Below are 19327 nucleotides of genomic sequence, written 5' to 3'. Positions count from 1 at the left end.
TAAAACCATGACCAAAAAGCATTACTATAGTATTCTTTCCGTGGCTTTTTTGTTTGCAGCAGTGCAATGTATTTATGGATATTTTACGTACAAGGATTTATTGGTATCCCCTTGGAATTATAGATTACTGTTGATGCTATTTATTATAAGAATGGAGGGTAAATTTGTTGAAAAGCTACCTTTTAAAATACTTATATACGCCTGTATAATTGTTTTAATAATTGGAGTATTATTAAAAATTACACATTGGCAGTTTGGTTTTATATCTGGGAGTTTATTAATACCAGTTACAGCAGCTATGTTGTTAGTGAGTTTAGTTTTAGCTGCTATAATAGAACAAAATAAAAATCTTTTACACTATTTATTATTTCTATTTATAGGATTTATATTATTTTTAGTAGAATATCCTTTTGAAATACTTACCTGGTGGATTTATTTGGTCTTGGTAATTTTTCTTGGTTTAATATCCTTACTCTCCGCAATAAAAGCCTAAATAATAAATAATTGATTGCCTATTAACTATGGCTTAATTTCGGTTTCAATAAAATCATTTACTTTGTTGCTCAGTTTTATAGCTCCTAATTCGTTTAAGTGGCCGGAATCAGCAAAATCCCCATCTTCAAAATCTTCAGAGGCAGCCAAATTTAAATAATAACAATTTGTATTCTGTTTAGCAAAATTGTCTATTGTGTTGTGCATAATTTTGTATTGTTCTTTATTAGCTAACGCTCTGTAAAATTTATATTTAGGAGTGGTTAGCAGAACAATGTTAACATTATTATTTTTTCCCCATTTAATAATGTGCTGTAAGCATTTGTTGTTTTGTTCGAAGTTCCTTTTTGCAGCTTCATCGTTTAAATCTTTTACGGTATGAAACTTGTTTTGTTTTAAAGCAGTATTTTTTAAGTAATTTGTGTCTAACTCAGTTTTAGGACGTTTTTTCCAGCCTAGTGTGTTACAATGTACCATGTTAGTAGATCCTAAAATATAGTATGAAAACAATTCTGAGGATAATTCACGACAGTCAAAACTCAAAATATAGGAGTAATCATATAGGGAAAATGTGTTTTTTTTGAACCCGTAGAACATGCGATAACTATTATTTTTCAAATCGAATTCGCTTGATTTTTGTTCAGATAAATTAGACCATAAAGAAGGATAAGAAATGGGAATAATAATAGTTTTAAGATTGTTCTTAAACTCTTCTTTGTACTTATTAAAAATTTCATGGTCGTATTGAATATCCTGAAGTTCTTTAGCTGCGTTAAATGTTTTGCTACTAAATAATTCAGGGTTAAGACTAACGTACGTATGAGAGCTTCCTAGTATGATAGTTTCAACATCGGTAGCATTCTTATCTAAATATTCTCTTTTTAGAATGTAGTCATTAGGAATATCTCTAACAAAGTACTCTACAAGCAGAAGGCTTACGGCTATTGGTACTAAAAATATCAATATTTTTTTAACAAATTTATTGGTCATGACAATTTATGTATTAAAAGTTAAAATAGATATATTCTTGAGGTTCACCTTTGTAAATAAATATGGTTGCAATAATAGCGTAGTAAAAAACAAAACGCAGTGGGCGTTTCCACTTAAGTACAATTTTCTCAATTGCATATTGATCTTCTCTTCCTAGCCATTCTACCAAAAAGAAAATACCTACTAAAATGCTAGTAGTTGTAAATGTTCTAGGACTGGTAATCTGTATTTTTTCAAAAAGAGAAGAAGAAAATATGGTGCCAATGTATCCAAATGCTTGTGAAACACTGGTAGCTCTAAAAAATATCATAGAGAAGCATACCAAAGTAAACACTCTAAGTACTTTTAATAATTCTATTGGGCTTGGGAAAAATTTACCTTGGGCAACAACTTTAGTTTGCGGTTTTTTACTTTTTTTGTAAATAGTAGGTATGAAGTAACATGCCTGTAATAGTCCCCAGTAAAAAAATGTCCAGTTAGCTCCATGCCAAAAGCCTATGATAATGAATTGCAAAAATATAACAGGTACTTTAACCCATTTATGTTTTTTCCATAATCTTATGATAGGAATAAATAAATAATCTCTAAACCAGGTTGTTAAAGAAATATGCCAGCGTCTCCATGCCTCTGCAAAATCTCTTGAAAAATAAGGATACGCAAAATTTTGTCTCAAATTAAATCCAAATAGTCTGGCACAGCCAATAGCTATATCAGAGTATCCTGAAAAGTCGGCATATATTTGAAAGGTAAACATTAATGCACCTATAACAAGAGTGCTACCATTATATGAGTCTGAGTTATTAAATATGTCGTTAGCTATTTGAGCACAATTATCTGCTACTACCATTTTTTTAAAGAAGCCCCAAAGCATTTGTCGTAAACCATCGGTTGCTTTTGCATAATCAAAGGTTCTTTTTTTGAAAAATTGTGGGAGAAGGTTGCTGGCACGTTCTATTGGGCCGGCAACTAATTGAGGAAAGAAGCTTACAAAACTGGCAAAAGCTATAAAATCACTTGTAGGCTTCAGTCTTTCTTTATAAATATCTATTGTATAGCTTAATGTTTGAAAAGTATAAAAACTTATACCAACAGGTAAGATGATGTAAAGGGTAGATATTTCAATATTTACTCCAACATTAGAAAAAGCTTCTACAAAACTCTCTATAAAAAAATTGTAGTACTTAAAAAATCCTAATAGCCCTAAGTTAGCTATAAGACTTATGCACATAAACAGTTTTCTTTTAGATTTAATAGAGGTTTTATGTATTTGCAAACCGCATATAAAATCTACCACTGTACTAAAAACAATAAGTGCTAAAAAGCGGTAATCCCACCAGCCGTAGAAAACATAACTGGCAATTAAAATTAAAACGTTTTGAAGTTTTAAGTTATTATTTGTTATGTACCAATATAGTATAAAAACAATTGGTAGAAATACCAAAAAAGTAATAGAGTGAAATAGCATATTAGTTGGTTTAGTTATTTTAGCTAAAATAGAAATATATTCCGTATAAAAAAATACGTAGATATACGTGTTTTGCTAAAATTATATATTTTTATTTAATTGTGTATGTGTTGTTTATGCTTAAAGTGGTTTGCAGGTATCAATATTTATAAAAATTCTATACAATGAGATTTAAATCTTGTTTTTTCTTGATTTAGTACGAGATTTTCATGTAAGATAAGTCTAACACTTAATGTGTAAATATTAGAGTGTTTTGAGGCGTTTTTGTAATTGTTAAGATCTCTTGTTTTTATTGGGATAGCAAGATTAAGTTATGGTCAGTATTCTTAAGATTGCATGGTTTGTGGGAACCTGGATTTTTGTTCTTTTTGTATTGTCTTGGTAAGTTTTACCGTATCTTTTCTCTTTAAAATGCAACAATCAGTGCGTCAATCTGTAATCTGTTATAATTACTAAAAAATAAAATCACAAAAAAACAGGTAGTCAGTACTACCTGTTATGACTATAATATTTTTAAATTTTATTTAGAGAACAGATTTTTGCTGTTTGTAAAATGCTTCTGCTTGTAATTTTGCAATTTCTGCGGCTTTCTCTTTCTTTTCAGAATAAAGAGCTTCATCTGACTTAAGATCTTCATAAATACGATTATTAAGGTCTTTGTCGGTTTCTTGTTGTTTGGTACGTTGATACGCTTTCTGACCTAGCCAACCTATTTGTGTTTCTTCTAGATCGGTTAGTTTAGCATCGTACTCTCCTTTAGATGCTAATAGTTTAATAATTACTGGAGCAGTTTCTATCGTTAAAAATAATAAAGTGATAAATAAAACAGGTAACCAAGGTAGTTTGCCTAAAGCGTTGATACGTGCCATTAAACCATCGAAGTTTTTAATAATAGGATTGGTATCGGATAACTGTTGCTCTAACTGATCTTGTACAACTGCAATTTCCGCTTCTTTTTTATCAATTTTTTCAAGATTGGTTTGTTTTAGTGTTTGTAACTCTAGTAATGCAGCATCGTGTTTTTGTCTTTTTTCTTCGTATACTGGGCCTTTTCCTAGTTTTTTAGTGCCCGAAAGGCCTTCAGCCTCTTCTATGTAGGTTTTGTATAAGTTATTTACCTCACTTTCTTTAGTTGTAATTTCTTTTTTTAAATTATCAATTTCTTGATTTAAGTGGTTAATATCGTTTTGGTAGTAAGAGGTTATCTGTGATTTATTATCAATTAGTTTTTGGTTACGTTCTTCTTGAAGAACAGCATCAATTTCTTTTTGAAAAATTTTTAATTCTAAAGGTTTCGAAATTACGATGGCAATAATAATAGCTAGTACAATACGTGGAATGGCTTGGACCATTTCGTTTAGTTTAGAATCTTTTTTGCGCATGGTACCTACAATGTACCTGTCTAAGTTAAAGATTAGTAATCCCCAAATGAGTCCGAAAAATCCGGAGGTATAAGCATTATCAAATATGGTGTATAGAGCGTACGAACCTGCTATCCATGCCATGAGTGCCGTGAAAAAAACGGTGGCCCCCATGCCAGCATATTTATTTTTTTCTCCATTAGAACAAGTGTCTAATATTTGCGTATCTGCGCCGGAGCACAGAATAAAAAATTTTTGAATCATAACTGTACATGTATATTTTTTGATTGATGATGATAGCTATATAACGCAATTTTGGGTAAAATGTTACAAGTACATTATTTAATAACTTGTATATTAGATTTTTGAAATAGTTAATCTTAATTATCGAGTATACAAATAGGCAAGGATGAATAAGCAATTTAACCATCAGTTTGAGACAAAAGAAACAAATAGTTTTGCTATCGCTGGTTTTATTTTAGCGCTGTTAGCCATTTTTTTATTTTGGGTTCCATTTCTAGATTTTATAATATGGATACTTGGGGGTATTTTTAGTATTATTGGCATAGTACAGGCGGGAAAATTAGAAAATGGTATGGGACTCTCTATAGCTGGATTGATAATAAGTTTCTTAAGTCCGGTGCTATTACTTTTTGGAGGTATCGCATTTGTAATGATGTTTTTAAGTGGAGCTCATTAACAAGTGTTAAAAATACATTTAAGATATATAACCTAATGCTTTTATAGTAACTTTAAATTTTTAAATACTAATAAGAGCAATGAGGACCGAAAGAGAAAAAATGGTATCTGGAGAGTGGTATTGGATTAATGACCCCGAACTAGTTGAAATACGATACAAAACAAGAGAAACTGTAGATAAATTTAATGCAACCTCACCAAGAGATGCAGATCTGAAAGATACTTTACAGCAACAGATTTTTGCTGAAGTAGGTACTAATGTTCATATAGAAAAACCATTGCGTGTAGATTATGGTGTTAACACAAAAATGGGAAATAATGTATTTATCAATTTTAATTTTGTACTTCTCGATTGTTGCCCTGTTACTATAGGTAACAATGTGTTTATTGCACCCAACGTACAAATGTATACAGCAACCCATCCGTTAGATTTAGAAGAGCGTAAAGCACATCAAGGGCAAGCAGCGCCAATTACCATTGGTAACGATGTTTGGATAGGTGGAGGGTGTATTATTCTGCCAGGCGTTACCATAGGAGATGGTTGTACTATAGGAGCAGGTAGTGTGGTAACCAAAAGTATTCCACCACATACTGTAGCCTTTGGCAACCCTTGTAAAGTGCAGAAACAATTACGATAGCCATACAATTTTTGTATAAAATGCGTAAATTCTATTATAATTATCATAAAGTAGCGCTGTAATTTGCTTTTGCCAATTAAAATGTTATAATGGTGGTGTATAATTAAATTAAAGGAGGACTTTATATGTTAAAAACCGTTGTAAAAGAAGGCGAAAGTATTGAACGCGCTCTTAAAAGACACAAGAGAAAATTTAGAAACACTAAAGTGTTAAATGAGTTAAGAGAGAGACAGCACTACACAAAGCCATCTGTTGCCAGAAGAAAAGCAAAACAAAAAGCAGCTCACAAAGAAGCTTTTTTAAGAAATCTGGAAGAATAGAATTACACGATATAAATAGCCGCTATCATAACGATAGCGGCTTTTTATATTTTAATATTCAATTACTTTTACTTTTAGGTGGTATAGAAATTAGTTTAATTGTATTTTAGCACCAACTTAAAAGAATCTTATTATGTACGAATCGGTTTTAACCATACACTCTTACTGGGCTTACTTAGTAGTTTTAATCTTAGTATTGGCCTGTTTAAATGCTATTGTAAAATTTTCTAGCAATAAGCCATTTACAGATAAAGATTTAAGAATTAGTTTATTCGGGCTAATTGTTACGCATGTACAATTACTTATTGGTTTAGTTTTATACTTTGTTACAGAACGTAATGTATGGTCTGAGCTTGGTGGTGGGGTTATGAAAAACTCTTTATTACGTTTGGTTTTAGTGGAGCACCCTGTAGTTAATATTATAGCTATTGCTTTAATTACTATTGGTTGGTCTAAACACAAAAAGCAAACAACTGCTAAAGGTAAATTTGGTAAAATTGCATTATTCTATACCATTGGTTTAGTGTTACTTTTATCAAGAATTCCGTATGATTTATGGTTCACAAATTAGTCTTGTAAATAGTATCTACATTTATAATATAAAGCCTTAAGCACTTAAAGTGTTTAAGGCTTTTTTAGTCTTCTATATACCAAATACCAAATTGGCTTTTATAGCTTCTATAAGTATAATTATCAATATTGTATTCTAGAAAAAAGAAATCTTTTCTTGGGCTAACCAAATAATTATATGAATGCTGCTTTAGCTTAAAGATGTATTTTGGTAACGATTTTTGGTATTCAGGTACCAAATCTGTTAAGGTGCTAGGGTAACTATTGTTCTTAAATTTGTACTCTTCAATTGCGTCTACCAGTAGTTCTCCACGTTTTAAGTTACAGTAGTTTTTGATTTGGTAGGTAGCTACACAGGTTAATAAAGACCCTACACAAAACATAAGCAAATAAAAATGCTTAAATATTTTGTATTTGTCTATATGGCTAAAGGTTAAGTAAAATGCAGATATAAGAATGCCTGCTAAGCAAAACAGCGCAAAATATATGAAATAGGAGAATGAGCCGAGACCTATATAAACCCCGGAAGTAACTAAGAACGTTACAAAAATTATAAAACGAGCAATTTTCTTCCACCCCATAATATACATTATAATGGTTATTCAATTATTTATTACCCGTGTTTGCTAAGCGGTAGCTAAATACAAATTACGTATTTAATTGTAAATAATTGAATTGTAGAGTGTTAAAAATTGTAGTTACTTGGTGGGTTGTGCTATTTAGTGAACATTTGCGACATATGATTAAGGCTTGCAGATACTTCAAAATATAATCCTTTAAGATCATACTCGTTTTCTTTCAATGTAAGATAGTCGTAAGTTTTAATGAGACTTTGTTCTCCTCCAAATTCAAGTCCTATTATGTTAATCAAATCATATTCATGGGGTACATAAAGAACATAAAAAGCGGTCTCTTCTTCTTTACCGTCTCCTGAGCTTATTATGGCATCTATGGTGCTTGTGAACTGAAATAACTTAATCATAAATTCTTTTTCCATTTGTAAGGTCTCATAAGCATTTAATTGATTGCTTATGGTACGTAAATCAAATGGATTTTCGGCTAAAATTGAATCACTATACCTAATTATATCCTTGAAAGTATCTTCGGTTGGATTGGTTATTTTTAATGATAAATCCAGACTATCATTATATACTGATTTGCCATATGGATTATATTTTTCCTGAAATTGATACCCATAGTATAGATGTCTTTTATCTTCTAATGTTAAAGTAGTATCTGCTTTTTGGAAGCGTTTCATTAATAATGGATAATAGAAAGAAGACTTCTTTTTAGTGATTGCCTTTTCTATATTGCCATAATTAGGGGCTTCTTGTAAAGGTTCTTCTTGGCTATGTGCAATAAAATGCGAAACTAGTAAAACTAAACTTAAAAGGTATCTCATAACGAAGTAATTTAATGTTATGGGTTCGGATATTACAGGGTTGTATAAAAATAGTGAAATATAGTAATTAACTAAATTGTTTAATCATTATTTTTATGTAGCCACCCACCTAGGCGCTTAGCATTGGTAAGCATTAAATAACCTATTGTTATGCATATACCTGAGGTAATCCAGGTTTGATAATTCATAGGTTTTAACGGAATGTGTGAAGTAGATATTGGGTTTTGTTTGCTAATAGTATCTTTAAACACTAAAATGCTCTGATAAATAAAATCAGCTATATGGTCTACAAATAAGTAGGCACCAATAAAAATGATTACCGTAGCGTATATTCCTTTTAAGTTCATATTACCAATAATAATATGGTCGTCATCAAAATGTTTATCTAGTTTTAAGAAGGATATAATTTTATCAGATCCTGTGATTAATACCCAGAATAATATTAGAGGTGGTATCATTGAAATTGCTAGGAGTATATTAGTGTTCAAATTGTTGAAATTAATAGCATAAGAAACTTGAGTTATTAAGGTGTACAAGCAGGTTATTAATAAGTTTAGCGCAATGAATTTAATAAGAAGTCGTAAAAAATCTCTTTTGGTCATTGTAGTATTGATTGGTTAGTAAATTTAAAAATAGGAAAAATCAACAACCCGGACTCATAAAATACGATGTTATTTTCCATCCTGTAGCTGTGTTGATTATAACCAGGTCTCTAGAGATGTTTTGAGAGGTTAGGTTTGCGGCTACATAACCTTTTACTCCATTTTTTAAGGTAACCTGAATCCAGTCTATGCCATCTGCATATTTATAAGTATCATCAGTTATATTGGTAATACTACAGTTGCACCTTACTATTTCGTAACTTAACTGTGCTACTACTTTTTTGTCTGTGCCAGCATCTTCTCTAATGTTTACATTTTCTCCCAATATAATCAGTTGCGTTTCTAAGTTTATCTCATCATTAAAAGAGGGAGCATAGAAGTAATAAGGGGTGTCTGTAACGGCATCAAGCGCATTGTCTGCCGTACTCTTCTTTTTAAAGCCAAATCTAATATGATTCAAAAGAGAGGTCCATTCATTAGATTCTTTATTGGGGAATAAGAAATCAAGAAATTCTTTTTTAGGACATTTATACCCGCACCCATTAGCACTTTCATTAATACTATCGGCAAGCATGGAACTCAAAGCCTCACGGTCTCTATTCAAAACTGCATTCTCTAGTTTAATTTTGAATTTATAAAAACTTTCATCCAGATAAGATTCATCATTAATTACTTGTGCATTTATCGTATGTGCTGTTAGAAAACAGACGATGCCTATTATGAAATTTTTCATAGTTGACTGCTTTTTTAGTTACGTATGCTTAAAATACGAAATAAAATCCTTTCCGACTTTATACCGAAACTTGTTCAGCTTTAATTCTTCGTTTGCTTTCTACCGTTATTGGCGAGCCTTCTGCTAACATTACAGAGGCTGGTTTTACATCATTTAAAAAAGAAAACTCAGGGCCGTATACCAAACCAAAATCAACCTCTATGCTGTAATTAATTACTTTGTAGGCATTCCATCTAGGGTGTGTAACTTCATACTCGTTAGAAGCGTGTTTATTTAAGTGTGCATAGCCCCAATAATGTTCGGTTATAAATTCGGTCTCGCTATTTTGTGGTATCTCTACAGCAGGTATTTCTGTTTGAACGCTAAAGTGTTGCCAAAGGTTGTTTTTTTGCCAATTGTAGGTTACTTCTAGGGTATTGTTTTCAGTAATCCAAGCATGATGCATGGGCATGGTTTCATAGTTCTCATTATACACTGTATTAGCTACAAAGGTAAGGGCATGTTTGGGTACAATCTCTTTTATAAATACAACTCCTCTTTTATATTCATTTCCTTCTTTTCGTTTTACATAGAATCGTAAATTAACCTCTTCAAAATTTACATGGTAAGGTACTTTTATGCCTAGTAATTTAGTATTAACAAACATAAAGCCCACAAGGCTTATGTAGCATTTACCTTCCCAAATATCTAATTCTGTACCTGCTGGTATATAGGGTTCTAAAACGGTAGGGTCTATTACATAATTTGCTAGGGCAAGTTTGCGCCATTCTGCTTTTAGGAAACTCATGGTTTTTGGTTTTTCTAAAGATAAGAATTCTCTTTTTAATCTTTTACAAAGTATTCTATAATGGGTTCTAATATTCCTGATGTGGTTTCACAATAAATGGTTAGTTTTCCACGCATTTTGGGGGTAAATTCAAGTGTAAATGTATTTCCTTCCTTTTTAAATTCGTTGAAGTGCTTTCTATAGTTTCCAGTAAACATCCTTAAAGCATTATTGCTAGTAAATTGTAGTGCATAAGTTTTATGAAGGTGTAAATATTTCTGTTGAGGAGCTGTAATTACTTGTATGTCTTCTATTTCATAATACTGAGGATATATAACATTGGTATTGGGGTATAATTTATGATAGGTTTCTCTAGCGTTATAGCCAAGTTTGAAAAAAGCTTTGTTTAGGATCGGCATTTTTTCAAAATCTCTTAAAGATACTACTGGGCTAACCATACTATAATCAGGATTCTCTGGGAGGTGCGTAAATATACTCTTATAAGAAGGTATAGCAAACCAATAAGGGTCAAAGACTTTCACACTCTCTAGTTTTCCGTTTTTCTTTTTGTGTGCTGCACTTCCACCCCATGTAGCATCAAATATTTCCCAAGAGCCATTAATTTTAATTAGATTCCAGGCATGGTTAGAGTTTCTAAAACGAGTTCTGTTTCTGTAACCATATCCCTTGGCATACCCGTGTACTTTCATTATTTTTAATCCCATTCGTTCACCTAAAGCAACATATAACGAAGCATAATCTTCACAAACTCCTTTTTTTCTTCTAAGTATTTGCTTTAAGGAAGAGTTCTTTAGTTTGTTATTGTTGATAGCTTTATCATCATAACGTATATTATTAGTTATCCATACAAAAGCTGCTCTTGCTCTTTCTAGGTCGTTGGAACAAATACTATTTAGATAGTCTGCAATAGCGTCTATAGAATGAACTTTATCCTGCGGGCAATGAAGTGCATGTTTATCTATATTATAAAAATCGTAGGAGCTTATATCGTTATTTTGTCCTTTTGTATGAAATGTTAAAAGGAACAGTGATAGTAATAGTGTTATTTTCATAAAGGTTGTTTAAAACTCTTTACTCAATAGTTATGCCAACCCGCCTGTTGCGTATAAAAAGTATATAACTTTAAAGTTATATCTTGGTGGAGTTGAAAAATGGAATGAATTACTAATTAAATTTTTATAAACTGAAGTAAAATAACGTAACCAAAACAAGTACTACAGACCCAATTATAATTCCGTAAGATAAATTTTTATAGTGTGTTTTGTATGAAACAAGAGCTATAACTCCCAAAAGTATTAGTGCGGGAGCCATAAGCAGTATGTGTTGCATACCACCACCAAAAAGCAACGCCATAAGCAGTATGCCCATAGCTATAAGTATACCTCCTATCAAATGTAGAATAGATAGTAGCATCCCCGTTGCGGATGATGGATTATGGTTCATGTTTGAAGACATCATTAATTCCTTTCTTTTATCAATCGTAGATACATTGCATCATTTACAAAAGTATATAGAAAAAGAGAGGGTTTCTATCAAAGAATTCTTAAAGAGTATCAAAGAAAACATAAAATATGATTTGAAAATAACCTAAATAAAAATAGCCGGAAATATTTCCGGCTATTTCTTAATATGTTGATATTGATTATTCTATGGTGTCTAAAATAATTAAATTACCTGATAGGGTGTTAGAATTATTAATGAAAGAAGGTAGTCCAGTGTAAACATTAAAAGCTAATAAACCAGGATATGTTGGTGTAGCAACACTTGTTCCGTACACATAGTAGGTGTCTTCATTAAAAAAACCATTACCAGAGATAGAACTTACTTGGTAAATGTTGTTTTGAAAGGTATTAATTAGACTATTGTCTTCTAAGTTTAAAATTACAAAATTACCTCCGTTAGTATAGTTAGGTACAATTTTTAGCATACCTATATGGGTGTTGTCTAATTTTGCCATACGTGTTGAATTTAATGGTTCACCTAAAGCTTGAATTTCTGTAGTGGTTTGAGCTTCTAAATCTATTTCGTAAAAGCCTGCACCCCATGTAGACATATATAGTTTTGAGTTGGTGTAAAGTAAGCCTGTTACAGCCGCGTTTATATTAGACATTTCAATGCCTGTATCTGTAATTTCAAAAGTAGAGGTGTTTATACTCACTATTTTAATTGTAGCGCTAGACAATCCTTCATATAGTACACCATATATAGATGATCCATTTATGGTTAATGCTGTCATAGACGGGTTAGTGACATTTAAACTGGCTGGTAATGATAAGATTACGTTTTGTGTGTAATCATCAGATTTATTGTAAATTAATAAGTGAAGTTCATACTCACTTAAGCTGTTCACTTGGCGTTCTATAGCATAGATATTATTATTAGTGCTTACCATAGCACTATTGTTTACCTGAAAATCGATGCCTTGTATTTGCCCATAATCAGTAAATTGTGCATTGTTATCTTGAACCTCGTAAAGATCACCTGAATCATTTGCAATTAAAAGTGAAGTGTTTTCTGCTGGGTCCGGAATATTAGTTCCTCCACCATCATCGTCATTATTACAAGAGAATAACATAGTGGTAGCCGCAAACATGGCTAAGAGTGCATTAATTTTTTTCATCTGTAAGGTTTTATTGCTTTTTGAATAATATTTTACTTCAAATTTAAATGCTTACCTCGATTAAGTATCAAAAAATATGTTAATTTTTAAATATGCTGCTCGGGTTGTTTTTATTGTGTTGGATTGTGTTGACTTATAGAAAACTTGGTTTGAAAAAAGTACCTTTGTAGTATGGAAACAGATGTACTGGTAATAGGGGGCGGAGCAGCTGGTTTTTTTACAGCAATAAATATTGCCGCACAAAGTAACCTTAAGGTTGCTATAGCGGAACGTGGTAAAGAGGTACTTACCAAGGTTAAAATTTCGGGTGGCGGGCGTTGTAATGTTACACATGCTGAGTTTATACCTAAAGAACTTGTGAAGTTTTACCCAAGAGGAGAGAAAGAACTGAAAGGACCTTTTCATACCTTTATGAGTGGTGATGTTATGGAGTGGTTTGAATCTCGTGGTGTTGCTTTGAAAATTGAAGAGGACGGACGTATTTTTCCTGTCACGGATAGCTCTCAAACTATTATTGATTGTTTTCTAAATGAGTCTAAAAAGCATGGGGTTACCATTTTAAAAGGGATGCCTGTAAAGAGTATTCATAAAGTAGCAAGTGGGTACCAAGTGCAAACTGCTAAAGAAGTTTTGAATGCAAAAGCCGTAGTAGTTGCTACAGGTAGTAACCCTAAAATATGGCAATTATTAGAAGGTATGGGGCATAGTATTGTACCGCCGGTGCCATCATTGTTTACGTTTAATTGTACCAATTCGCTTTTAAAGCCTTTACCTGGGGTGGCCACAATGGCTACCGTGAAAGTTGTGGGTACTAAGTTAACTTCTTCCGGCCCTTTACTAATTACCCATTGGGGGTTTAGCGGACCCGCCATATTGAAGTTGTCTGCTTGGGGCGCGCGTGATTTGTCTGATTTGAATTATCAATTTACAATACAGGTGAATTGGCTGCATCAACTTACTTTTGAAGATGCACTTGAGATGCTTAAAACAACTAAAGAGGAACACCCTAAAAAGACTTTGGGGAATGCTAAGGTTTTTGATGTTCCAAAACGTTTATGGGAAGGTGTGTTAACTGAAATAGGATTGTTAGATATCCGTTGGGCAGATATTTCTAAAAAACAAATAAATGCCCTGGCTCATGAGCTTACTTCTGCTGCTTTTCAGATAAATGGAAAAAGTACTTTTAAAGAGGAATTTGTAACCGCTGGTGGGGTTGAGCTTAAAGAGGTAAACTTTAAAACCTATGAAAGCAAGTTACACCCAGGGCTATATTTGGCAGGTGAGGTGTTGAATATTGACGCTATTACGGGAGGGTTTAATTTTCAGAATGCTTGGACTAGTGGTTTTATTGCTGCAAAAGCTATTGTTAGCCAGTTAACAGAGCACTAGCGCTTTTTATAGGCTTTTAAAATTTGATTGTTTAAAGCCATGATTTCTTTTTGGAGTAGGTGCTGAAATTGATACGAATGATATATATCTTTTTGGGTTAACTCTCCTAATTGTAGTGTATATTGGGTTTGTGATAACATTTTGGAGTGTGTAAAATGTGATTCACTTACAGTTGCGAAATAGGGTTTTAAATCTTCATAATAAAAAGTGATGTCCATTTTTTCGGTGTTTCCTTCACCTTTAAATTTTGGGTCGTATTTATACTTCATTGTACTGGTGTATACGACTTTAATAAGGCTATTGGTTTTGCTATTGGTGTACGCGGTGTACTTAAACCTTCCTTCTCCGGTAGTAATGTTAGGTAAATTATCTTTTAATACTTTTTTTTCGGTTGCGCTTAGGCTATCTAAATCTACCATAACTTTAGAGTAATCGGTTTCAGAGGTATGGAATTTACCTTCTTTTTCCCAAGTGGTAATGGTGTCTTTTAAAACACTAATTAAGCTATCAGTCTTTGCTGCTTTTTTTTCAGTAGCGATAAAACTAGCCTTGGTATTGGTGCCGGGGTATTGGGCATAAAGTATGCTGTGGGCAATAAAACAGAAACCCCAAAAAAGTAACTTTGTTTTCATAACATCTATTATTTGGTATAATACATGTTTGGGGGTATTATAAAGTTACATAATTATTTGATTGGTAGTATAAAATATTGAATTTAAAGTGGTTGGTGTGAATATAGTACCGGCTTGCTAGGTGAAGCATCATTGACAAAAGAGGCTATTTGTAGGTTGAGGAAATAAGAACCATCTTTAATGGTATCAGGCACATAAATAAATTCGGTAATAGTAGCGTCTAGTCGTAGCTGACCATAGTAATTCCAGAAAGCTTTATGCGCAAGTAGTGCTCCATTGTCTTTTTCTTTGTCAACCGAGGGCAAATCTATCAATAGGTGTTTTACTCCAATGGTTCTTAAAAATAAAGCCGCTTCTTCTAGTAAATAAGGCGGATTGCTATGCGAGTAATGTGCGTGCAGTTTATCGGAAGTATTTGGGTATGTACGTATAACAATAGCTTCGGGAGTTGTTTCTTGTAAAGCACCTTCTAGTTGTTGTTTGGTAATTACATGGTCTGCTCCATGTACTTCAGGCGTTACCGATACCAATTCAGCCATAAAAAAATACTCAGAGAGCACATCATTTACATTATAAAAGTCTTTGGTAATGTGGCCCACACATTCTGTATGCGTACCATGCCCATGTGGATTAAACAGTATGTTATTAAAATTGGTAGAAGCTCCGGCAGCTACACTTCCTGTAAAGTCACCATCAGTTACTGGTGTTATTTCAGGATGTGGTACATACCATGCATTTACATTCTCTGGGGTTCCGGTTAAGGGAATAGAAATGTCTATAGGTTGTTGTAAATCTACCTGAAATTGGGTGCCTAAATGTTCAATAACTGCTTTCACTATGGAGTTGCTATGGTTTATTTAATCATCAAGATTAAGAGTTTGAGACTTATCTTGTTCAATAACGTGTTGTTATTCCAAATTTAGCAGAAATAAATCAGATGCTAGTCCGTCTGCTAAAAACTTTCCTTTGGCAGTAGTTTTTAAAACAGTTTCTTCGTTATTGGTTTCTAGGGTAAGTAGTCCATTTTCAATAGGTTTAGATGCCTGTTCTAAAAGATAGGTTTTGTATTGAGCTCCAAATTCGCTAGCCACACGTGCTACCGATACGCCCCAAATGGTTCGTAAACCCGTCATTACGGCTTCGTTGTAACGGTCGGTTACGGAGAGGGTTTCTGTTTCAGACGGAAGTACACCTGTAGTAATGGCTTTTATATATTTGGTGTTATTTGTAACATTCCAACTGCGTTGGGTGCCATTATAACTATGGGCAGAAGGCCCAATACCAATGTATTTTTTGCCCAACCAGTAGGCGGTATTGTTTTTACTAAAGTAGTCTGGTTTACCAAAGTTAGAAAGTTCATAGTGTACAAAGCCATGCGCTGCTAAAGTAGCTACCAATATATAGAAATGTTCTTGTGCCACAGCATCATCTACATCGGGTACAGTGCCTTTGGCTATAAAATTAGCAAGTGCCGTTTTGGGTTCTACAGTAAGGGCATAACTGCTAATATGCGGAATACCAAAATCTAATGCTGTTTGTATATTTTGCAACCAACGTTGGTTACTCATATTAGGAATACCGTAAATTAAGTCTATGGTAATATTATCAAAGTATTTGGTAGCTTCTTCAATACATATACTTGCTTCGGTAGCATTATGGGCTCTATTCATAAGTTGCAAATCTTCTTCAAAAAAAGATTGTACCCCAATGCTTAAACGATTAATCCCTATGTTTTTGTACTGCACAAATACATTTGGTTGTAGATCGTCAGGGTTTGCTTCAAGAGTAATTTCGGGAGTGTCTACAACAGTGTAGTGGGTATATACTTGTTGTATAAGCTGTTCAATTTCTGATACAGATAAGATACTAGGAGTACCCCCACCAAAATAAATAGTAGCAACCTCTTGGTTGGCAAATTCATCTTTGCGCATTTCTATTTCGGTAAGCAGCGCTTGCACCATCTCTTCTTTCTTTTTTAAAGAAGTAGAAAAATGAAAGTCGCAGTAATGGCAAGCTTGCTTGCAAAACGGAATATGTATATATATGCCAGACATGCAGCAAAGGTAGTAGATTTCAATAGACCTATTAGAATGAAATAGTAGTAATGTTATAAGCATTATCAACCATGATTGAACATACTCATTCAGTGAAAACTTTTATCTTTGGGCTTACTAATTAGCAACACAGGTTATGAAAATATCATATTCAATTTTACTGCTTTTATTAGGTAGTTTGCTTTTATCTTGTTCAGGAACTACTAAAAAAGAAGCAGATATAGAAGTTACTAAATCAATAATCAACCAAGAGAAGTTAGACGCTGCTTTACCTAGAAAAGGAGGGAAGTCAATAACCATTGATACCACAGTTACTGCAACACTTAAAGGGGTAGATGAGGTTACGGATATAGCAGAGTTGTATGCGTTAGGTGATAAAGCACGTATGCAACAAGATAGAGTTGCTTCGATTACTTACTATAAAAAGATAGTAGAGCAAGATGCTTCACAAACCAGAGCTCATGAGTTACTAGCAGATAATTATATGTTAACAGGTAATTTTAAAGAAGCACTTGCCCACGCTAAGATATTGATACAACAAGATCCTACTAATTATAAAAGTTACACCCGTACTGCTATGCAGTTAGAGCTGTTAGAACAACCTAAAAAAGCAGAGGATTATTATGCATCTGCACGCAGAGCACTTAAACAAAAGGAAGCTGAGTATTGGAAAAAGGTAGATACTTTAAGTATGGTGGCTATGTTAGTGGAGGTTTTAGATACTACCCGAGCTAAAAAATTAGTAACGAAAGTACTAGAAAACCCAGATTTGAATGAATATCAACGAGCAGCCATACTAAATTATGTAAATGGGAGCCATGACGATGTTTTGAACCGACTTAAATCTATCAAACAAAATTAGTGGGTTTATACCAAACTACACTTGTTGGTTTTGAGTATGTATAGTTCAATAACTATTAGATTTAATAACCACCCAGCCCAAGCAATAATTCGGTAAATATCCATTGGAGGTAATGCTAGTGTACTTGCCAATGCAAATTTTAACCAGCGTAAGGTAATAGCGCCTAACGTTAAGGCATAGCTGCGTAACATAAAGTTTTTATGTTGTTGCCAGTCTTTTGATTTTGCTTTTTGGTAGGCAATAAAGGTAAATACAAACCAAAGTATAGCTTGTAATACAAACGATATTTTAGAAGAAGTACCTCCATTAGCCTCTATTCCCATAATAAGTCCAGATGGTGCGGCTACTAATAAAATAAGTAGTATGTATGCTTTACCTAAATTTTTGTGTACGGTTGCATATTTGCGCCGCACATACCCAGAGAATTGAGGTATACCTGCTATTAGTACAAAAATACTGGTATACACATGGCTAAAAAAAGCAATTTTATAATGGATATTACCTATTTGTTGTTGTTTAATGTTTAAAAAAGCAACATCATAACGCAAGGGGATGTATTGCAGTGTAATTAGCACCATTAAATACGTGCTAAAAACAAGCAATGCGTAATAGCATGTTTTAAAAACGATGTTGCTAACCTTTTTCATAAACTATCTACCAAAGGTAATGTAGTATTCGGTAGCGTTTTTTTCATATCTCAAGAGTAATTCAATATTTTTTTTCTCAAGTGGGGTCAGAACTTCTCTAATGTTTGCATACATGGGTATGTACCAGCTTTGGTTATCAAAAAAAGCCCGTAGTTCTTTATTTTTGAAAGAATATCCGTGTCTTGCATAAATGGTGTTTCTTATCAAGTATAAGTCGGTTTTAGTTAGGTTTTCTACATCCGCCTCTGTAAGTACTTGTTTAGAAGCATTAATAGTATAAATTTTTTCAGAAGAAGATGGATATCCAGTATTCTCATACACATGATAGTTGATTTCTTGATTTCCTAAGGAATCTGGTTCAGGGATGTCATACCCAAAAGTATCTAATACTGGTTTAGATTCTTCCCACTTTATAAGGCGTTTATCTTCGTCTAGTTTAATATTAGGATTATAGGTAAAAGTTTTTTTCTCCAGAACATATTTACGTTTTATTGTGCTACCTTTTTTAAAAGGTGTCCAGGTACCTCTTAAGCTATGCTTAGTCATAATAAAGGTAAAAGTACCGTCATAAGTATTATCTCCTGGTTCTTCTAAAGTCACTGCAAAAGTAACTCCATCATTTTCTGTAATGGTGCCGGTAAACGGTCGTTCGTTACCAGATACAACACTATACCCAGTTACCGTAGTATCTGCTACCTTCTCAATCGCTAAGTTTATTTTGTTTTGGTTTTTAGGATATCTGCCTAAATAATCATCATAGTACTCCTCTTCATCTTCTTTATTTTGTGCATTTTTAAAGAAACCAACCCAATAGCCAGTAAGCGGATGTTTTTCAACTGACGATGCTATTTTTTCAGGTTCAGGAGTTGAAGTCTTAGGTGTAGTTACTACTTCTGTGCCTGGTTCTTCAATCACAGCAACTTCATTATTCTTCACAATTTCTTTGCAGGAAAAGGTGGTTGCGGCTAGTAAACAAAGGGCGGTTATTTTTTTCATACAGCTTTTGGTTTTTGGTAATGGTTACAACTATAACGTATAAAATAAGTATCAAATTGTATGCCAGT

23 protein-coding genes are annotated in these 19327 nt (G+C 33.1%); 7 read left to right on the top strand and 16 right to left on the bottom strand.

Annotated features, from left to right (window positions below; genetic code table 11):
* Positions 1-7 precede the first annotated feature (7 nt).
* Entirely contained in the window at positions 8-493 is a 486-nt protein-coding gene (locus Y10_RS01520) for a hypothetical protein (protein WP_281763597.1), read from the top strand.
* A gap of 26 nt (positions 494-519) precedes the next feature.
* Here Y10_RS01520 and Y10_RS01515 read toward each other — a convergent pair whose 3' ends face one another.
* The 3 genes from Y10_RS01515 to Y10_RS01505 form a co-directional block, all read right to left on the bottom strand.
* A complete protein-coding gene (locus Y10_RS01515) occupies positions 520-1482 on the bottom strand; it encodes a hypothetical protein (protein WP_281763596.1) in 963 nt (320 codons plus the stop codon).
* Between the two features lie 13 nt (positions 1483-1495).
* Entirely contained in the window at positions 1496-2947 is a 1452-nt protein-coding gene (locus Y10_RS01510; RefSeq protein WP_281763595.1) for an MBOAT family O-acyltransferase, read from the bottom strand.
* Positions 2948-3471: 524 nt separating this feature from the next.
* The gene (locus Y10_RS01505; protein ID WP_281763594.1) at positions 3472-4572 is read right to left on the bottom strand and encodes a DUF4407 domain-containing protein; all 1101 of its coding nucleotides are present in this window, start codon (positions 4570-4572) and stop codon (positions 3472-3474) included.
* Positions 4573-4717: 145 nt separating this feature from the next.
* Between Y10_RS01505 and Y10_RS01500 the strand changes: the two genes are divergently transcribed.
* The 4 genes from Y10_RS01500 to Y10_RS01485 all read left to right on the top strand — a co-directional run bounded on the left by Y10_RS01500 (position 4718) and on the right by Y10_RS01485 (position 6536).
* Positions 4718-5008: a hypothetical protein gene (locus Y10_RS01500; RefSeq protein ID WP_281763593.1), complete on the top strand. Its 291-nt coding sequence runs from the start codon at positions 4718-4720 to the stop codon at positions 5006-5008.
* A gap of 79 nt (positions 5009-5087) precedes the next feature.
* The gene (locus Y10_RS01495; protein WP_281763592.1) at positions 5088-5645 is read left to right on the top strand and encodes a sugar O-acetyltransferase; all 558 of its coding nucleotides are present in this window, start codon (positions 5088-5090) and stop codon (positions 5643-5645) included.
* A gap of 125 nt (positions 5646-5770) precedes the next feature.
* Complete coding sequence (gene rpsU, locus Y10_RS01490; protein ID WP_281763591.1) at positions 5771-5965, top strand: 30S ribosomal protein S21; 195 nt, start codon at positions 5771-5773, stop codon at positions 5963-5965.
* 133 nt (positions 5966-6098) lie between these two features.
* Positions 6099-6536: a hypothetical protein gene (locus Y10_RS01485; protein ID WP_281763590.1), complete on the top strand. Its 438-nt coding sequence runs from the start codon at positions 6099-6101 to the stop codon at positions 6534-6536.
* Between the two features lie 64 nt (positions 6537-6600).
* On the opposite strand, the gene Y10_RS01480 is transcribed toward Y10_RS01485, so the two are convergent.
* From Y10_RS01480 to Y10_RS01445, 8 genes are all read right to left on the bottom strand, one after another.
* Positions 6601-6918, bottom strand: a complete 318-nt coding sequence (locus tag Y10_RS01480) for a hypothetical protein (RefSeq protein WP_281763589.1) — start codon at positions 6916-6918, stop codon at positions 6601-6603.
* Positions 6919-7250: 332 nt separating this feature from the next.
* On the bottom strand, positions 7251-7937 hold the full coding sequence (locus Y10_RS01475; protein ID WP_281763588.1) for a DUF4919 domain-containing protein: 687 nt from the start codon (positions 7935-7937) through the stop codon (positions 7251-7253).
* Positions 7938-8017: 80 nt separating this feature from the next.
* On the bottom strand, positions 8018-8539 hold the full coding sequence (locus Y10_RS01470; RefSeq protein ID WP_281763587.1) for a hypothetical protein: 522 nt from the start codon (positions 8537-8539) through the stop codon (positions 8018-8020).
* A gap of 40 nt (positions 8540-8579) precedes the next feature.
* Complete coding sequence (locus tag Y10_RS01465; RefSeq protein ID WP_281763586.1) at positions 8580-9272, bottom strand: SH3 domain-containing protein; 693 nt, start codon at positions 9270-9272, stop codon at positions 8580-8582.
* Between the two features lie 58 nt (positions 9273-9330).
* The gene (locus Y10_RS01460; RefSeq protein ID WP_281763585.1) at positions 9331-10059 is read right to left on the bottom strand and encodes a YqjF family protein; all 729 of its coding nucleotides are present in this window, start codon (positions 10057-10059) and stop codon (positions 9331-9333) included.
* A gap of 35 nt (positions 10060-10094) precedes the next feature.
* Positions 10095-11111 (bottom strand): transglutaminase domain-containing protein, encoded by a 1017-nt coding sequence (locus Y10_RS01455; protein ID WP_281763584.1) that lies wholly within the window; start codon positions 11109-11111, stop codon positions 10095-10097.
* Between the two features lie 124 nt (positions 11112-11235).
* On the bottom strand, positions 11236-11517 hold the full coding sequence (locus Y10_RS01450; protein ID WP_281763583.1) for a hypothetical protein: 282 nt from the start codon (positions 11515-11517) through the stop codon (positions 11236-11238).
* A gap of 184 nt (positions 11518-11701) precedes the next feature.
* Complete coding sequence (locus tag Y10_RS01445) at positions 11702-12679, bottom strand: hypothetical protein (protein ID WP_281763582.1); 978 nt, start codon at positions 12677-12679, stop codon at positions 11702-11704.
* Between the two features lie 171 nt (positions 12680-12850).
* Between Y10_RS01445 and Y10_RS01440 the strand changes: the two genes are divergently transcribed.
* On the top strand, positions 12851-14068 hold the full coding sequence (locus Y10_RS01440; RefSeq protein ID WP_281763581.1) for a BaiN/RdsA family NAD(P)/FAD-dependent oxidoreductase: 1218 nt from the start codon (positions 12851-12853) through the stop codon (positions 14066-14068).
* Here Y10_RS01440 and Y10_RS01435 read toward each other — a convergent pair.
* From Y10_RS01435 to hemW, 3 genes are all read right to left on the bottom strand, one after another.
* Positions 14065-14700, bottom strand: a complete 636-nt coding sequence (locus Y10_RS01435) for a hypothetical protein (RefSeq protein ID WP_281763580.1) — start codon at positions 14698-14700, stop codon at positions 14065-14067. The genes Y10_RS01440 and Y10_RS01435 overlap by 4 nt on opposite strands.
* Positions 14701-14783: 83 nt before the next feature.
* Positions 14784-15536, bottom strand: a complete 753-nt coding sequence (locus Y10_RS01430) for a cyclase family protein (RefSeq protein ID WP_281763579.1) — start codon at positions 15534-15536, stop codon at positions 14784-14786.
* A 72-nt stretch (positions 15537-15608) separates the two neighbouring features.
* On the bottom strand, positions 15609-16754 hold the full coding sequence (hemW, locus tag Y10_RS01425; RefSeq protein ID WP_281763578.1) for a radical SAM family heme chaperone HemW: 1146 nt from the start codon (positions 16752-16754) through the stop codon (positions 15609-15611).
* Between the two features lie 136 nt (positions 16755-16890).
* On the opposite strand from hemW, the gene Y10_RS01420 reads away from it, so the two are divergent.
* Positions 16891-17616 carry a tetratricopeptide repeat protein gene (locus Y10_RS01420; RefSeq protein ID WP_281763577.1) on the top strand — a complete coding sequence of 242 codons (726 nt, stop codon included), beginning with the start codon at positions 16891-16893 and terminating at the stop codon, positions 17614-17616.
* A 5-nt stretch (positions 17617-17621) separates the two neighbouring features.
* Here the strand turns inward: Y10_RS01420 and Y10_RS01415 are convergent, their stop codons facing one another.
* Both Y10_RS01415 and Y10_RS01410 read right to left on the bottom strand, forming a co-directional pair.
* Entirely contained in the window at positions 17622-18263 is a 642-nt protein-coding gene (locus Y10_RS01415) for a DUF2306 domain-containing protein (RefSeq protein WP_281763576.1), read from the bottom strand.
* Between the two features lie 3 nt (positions 18264-18266).
* Positions 18267-19259 (bottom strand): YARHG domain-containing protein, encoded by a 993-nt coding sequence (locus Y10_RS01410; RefSeq protein WP_281763575.1) that lies wholly within the window; start codon positions 19257-19259, stop codon positions 18267-18269.
* Positions 19260-19327 lie beyond the last annotated feature (68 nt).

The sequence above is a fragment of the Neptunitalea lumnitzerae genome (assembly GCF_027924185.1).
GTDB lineage: Bacteria > Bacteroidota > Bacteroidia > Flavobacteriales > Flavobacteriaceae > Neptunitalea > Neptunitalea lumnitzerae.
This window is presented reverse-complemented; position numbering and strand designations above follow the sequence as displayed.

Coding starts and splice junctions, on each gene's coding strand:
- Y10_RS01520 (WP_281763597.1), top strand. CDS start 8: ATGACCAAAAAGCATTACTATAGTATTCTTTCCGTGGCTTTTTTGTTT.
- Y10_RS01515 (WP_281763596.1), bottom strand. CDS start 1,482: ATGACCAATAAATTTGTTAAAAAAATATTGATATTTTTAGTACCAATA.
- Y10_RS01510 (WP_281763595.1), bottom strand. CDS start 2,947: ATGCTATTTCACTCTATTACTTTTTTGGTATTTCTACCAATTGTTTTT.
- Y10_RS01505 (WP_281763594.1), bottom strand. CDS start 4,572: ATGATTCAAAAATTTTTTATTCTGTGCTCCGGCGCAGATACGCAAATA.
- Y10_RS01500 (WP_281763593.1), top strand. CDS start 4,718: ATGAATAAGCAATTTAACCATCAGTTTGAGACAAAAGAAACAAATAGT.
- Y10_RS01495 (WP_281763592.1), top strand. CDS start 5,088: ATGAGGACCGAAAGAGAAAAAATGGTATCTGGAGAGTGGTATTGGATT.
- rpsU (WP_281763591.1), top strand. CDS start 5,771: ATGTTAAAAACCGTTGTAAAAGAAGGCGAAAGTATTGAACGCGCTCTT.
- Y10_RS01485 (WP_281763590.1), top strand. CDS start 6,099: ATGTACGAATCGGTTTTAACCATACACTCTTACTGGGCTTACTTAGTA.
- Y10_RS01480 (WP_281763589.1), bottom strand. CDS start 6,918: ATGTTTTGTGTAGGGTCTTTATTAACCTGTGTAGCTACCTACCAAATC.
- Y10_RS01475 (WP_281763588.1), bottom strand. CDS start 7,937: ATGAGATACCTTTTAAGTTTAGTTTTACTAGTTTCGCATTTTATTGCA.
- Y10_RS01470 (WP_281763587.1), bottom strand. CDS start 8,539: ATGACCAAAAGAGATTTTTTACGACTTCTTATTAAATTCATTGCGCTA.
- Y10_RS01465 (WP_281763586.1), bottom strand. CDS start 9,272: ATGAAAAATTTCATAATAGGCATCGTCTGTTTTCTAACAGCACATACG.
- Y10_RS01460 (WP_281763585.1), bottom strand. CDS start 10,059: ATGAGTTTCCTAAAAGCAGAATGGCGCAAACTTGCCCTAGCAAATTAT.
- Y10_RS01455 (WP_281763584.1), bottom strand. CDS start 11,111: ATGAAAATAACACTATTACTATCACTGTTCCTTTTAACATTTCATACA.
- Y10_RS01450 (WP_281763583.1), bottom strand. CDS start 11,517: ATGATGTCTTCAAACATGAACCATAATCCATCATCCGCAACGGGGATG.
- Y10_RS01445 (WP_281763582.1), bottom strand. CDS start 12,679: ATGAAAAAAATTAATGCACTCTTAGCCATGTTTGCGGCTACCACTATG.
- Y10_RS01440 (WP_281763581.1), top strand. CDS start 12,851: ATGGAAACAGATGTACTGGTAATAGGGGGCGGAGCAGCTGGTTTTTTT.
- Y10_RS01435 (WP_281763580.1), bottom strand. CDS start 14,700: ATGAAAACAAAGTTACTTTTTTGGGGTTTCTGTTTTATTGCCCACAGC.
- hemW (WP_281763578.1), bottom strand. CDS start 16,754: ATGTCTGGCATATATATACATATTCCGTTTTGCAAGCAAGCTTGCCAT.
- Y10_RS01420 (WP_281763577.1), top strand. CDS start 16,891: ATGAAAATATCATATTCAATTTTACTGCTTTTATTAGGTAGTTTGCTT.
- Y10_RS01415 (WP_281763576.1), bottom strand. CDS start 18,263: ATGAAAAAGGTTAGCAACATCGTTTTTAAAACATGCTATTACGCATTG.
- Y10_RS01410 (WP_281763575.1), bottom strand. CDS start 19,259: ATGAAAAAAATAACCGCCCTTTGTTTACTAGCCGCAACCACCTTTTCC.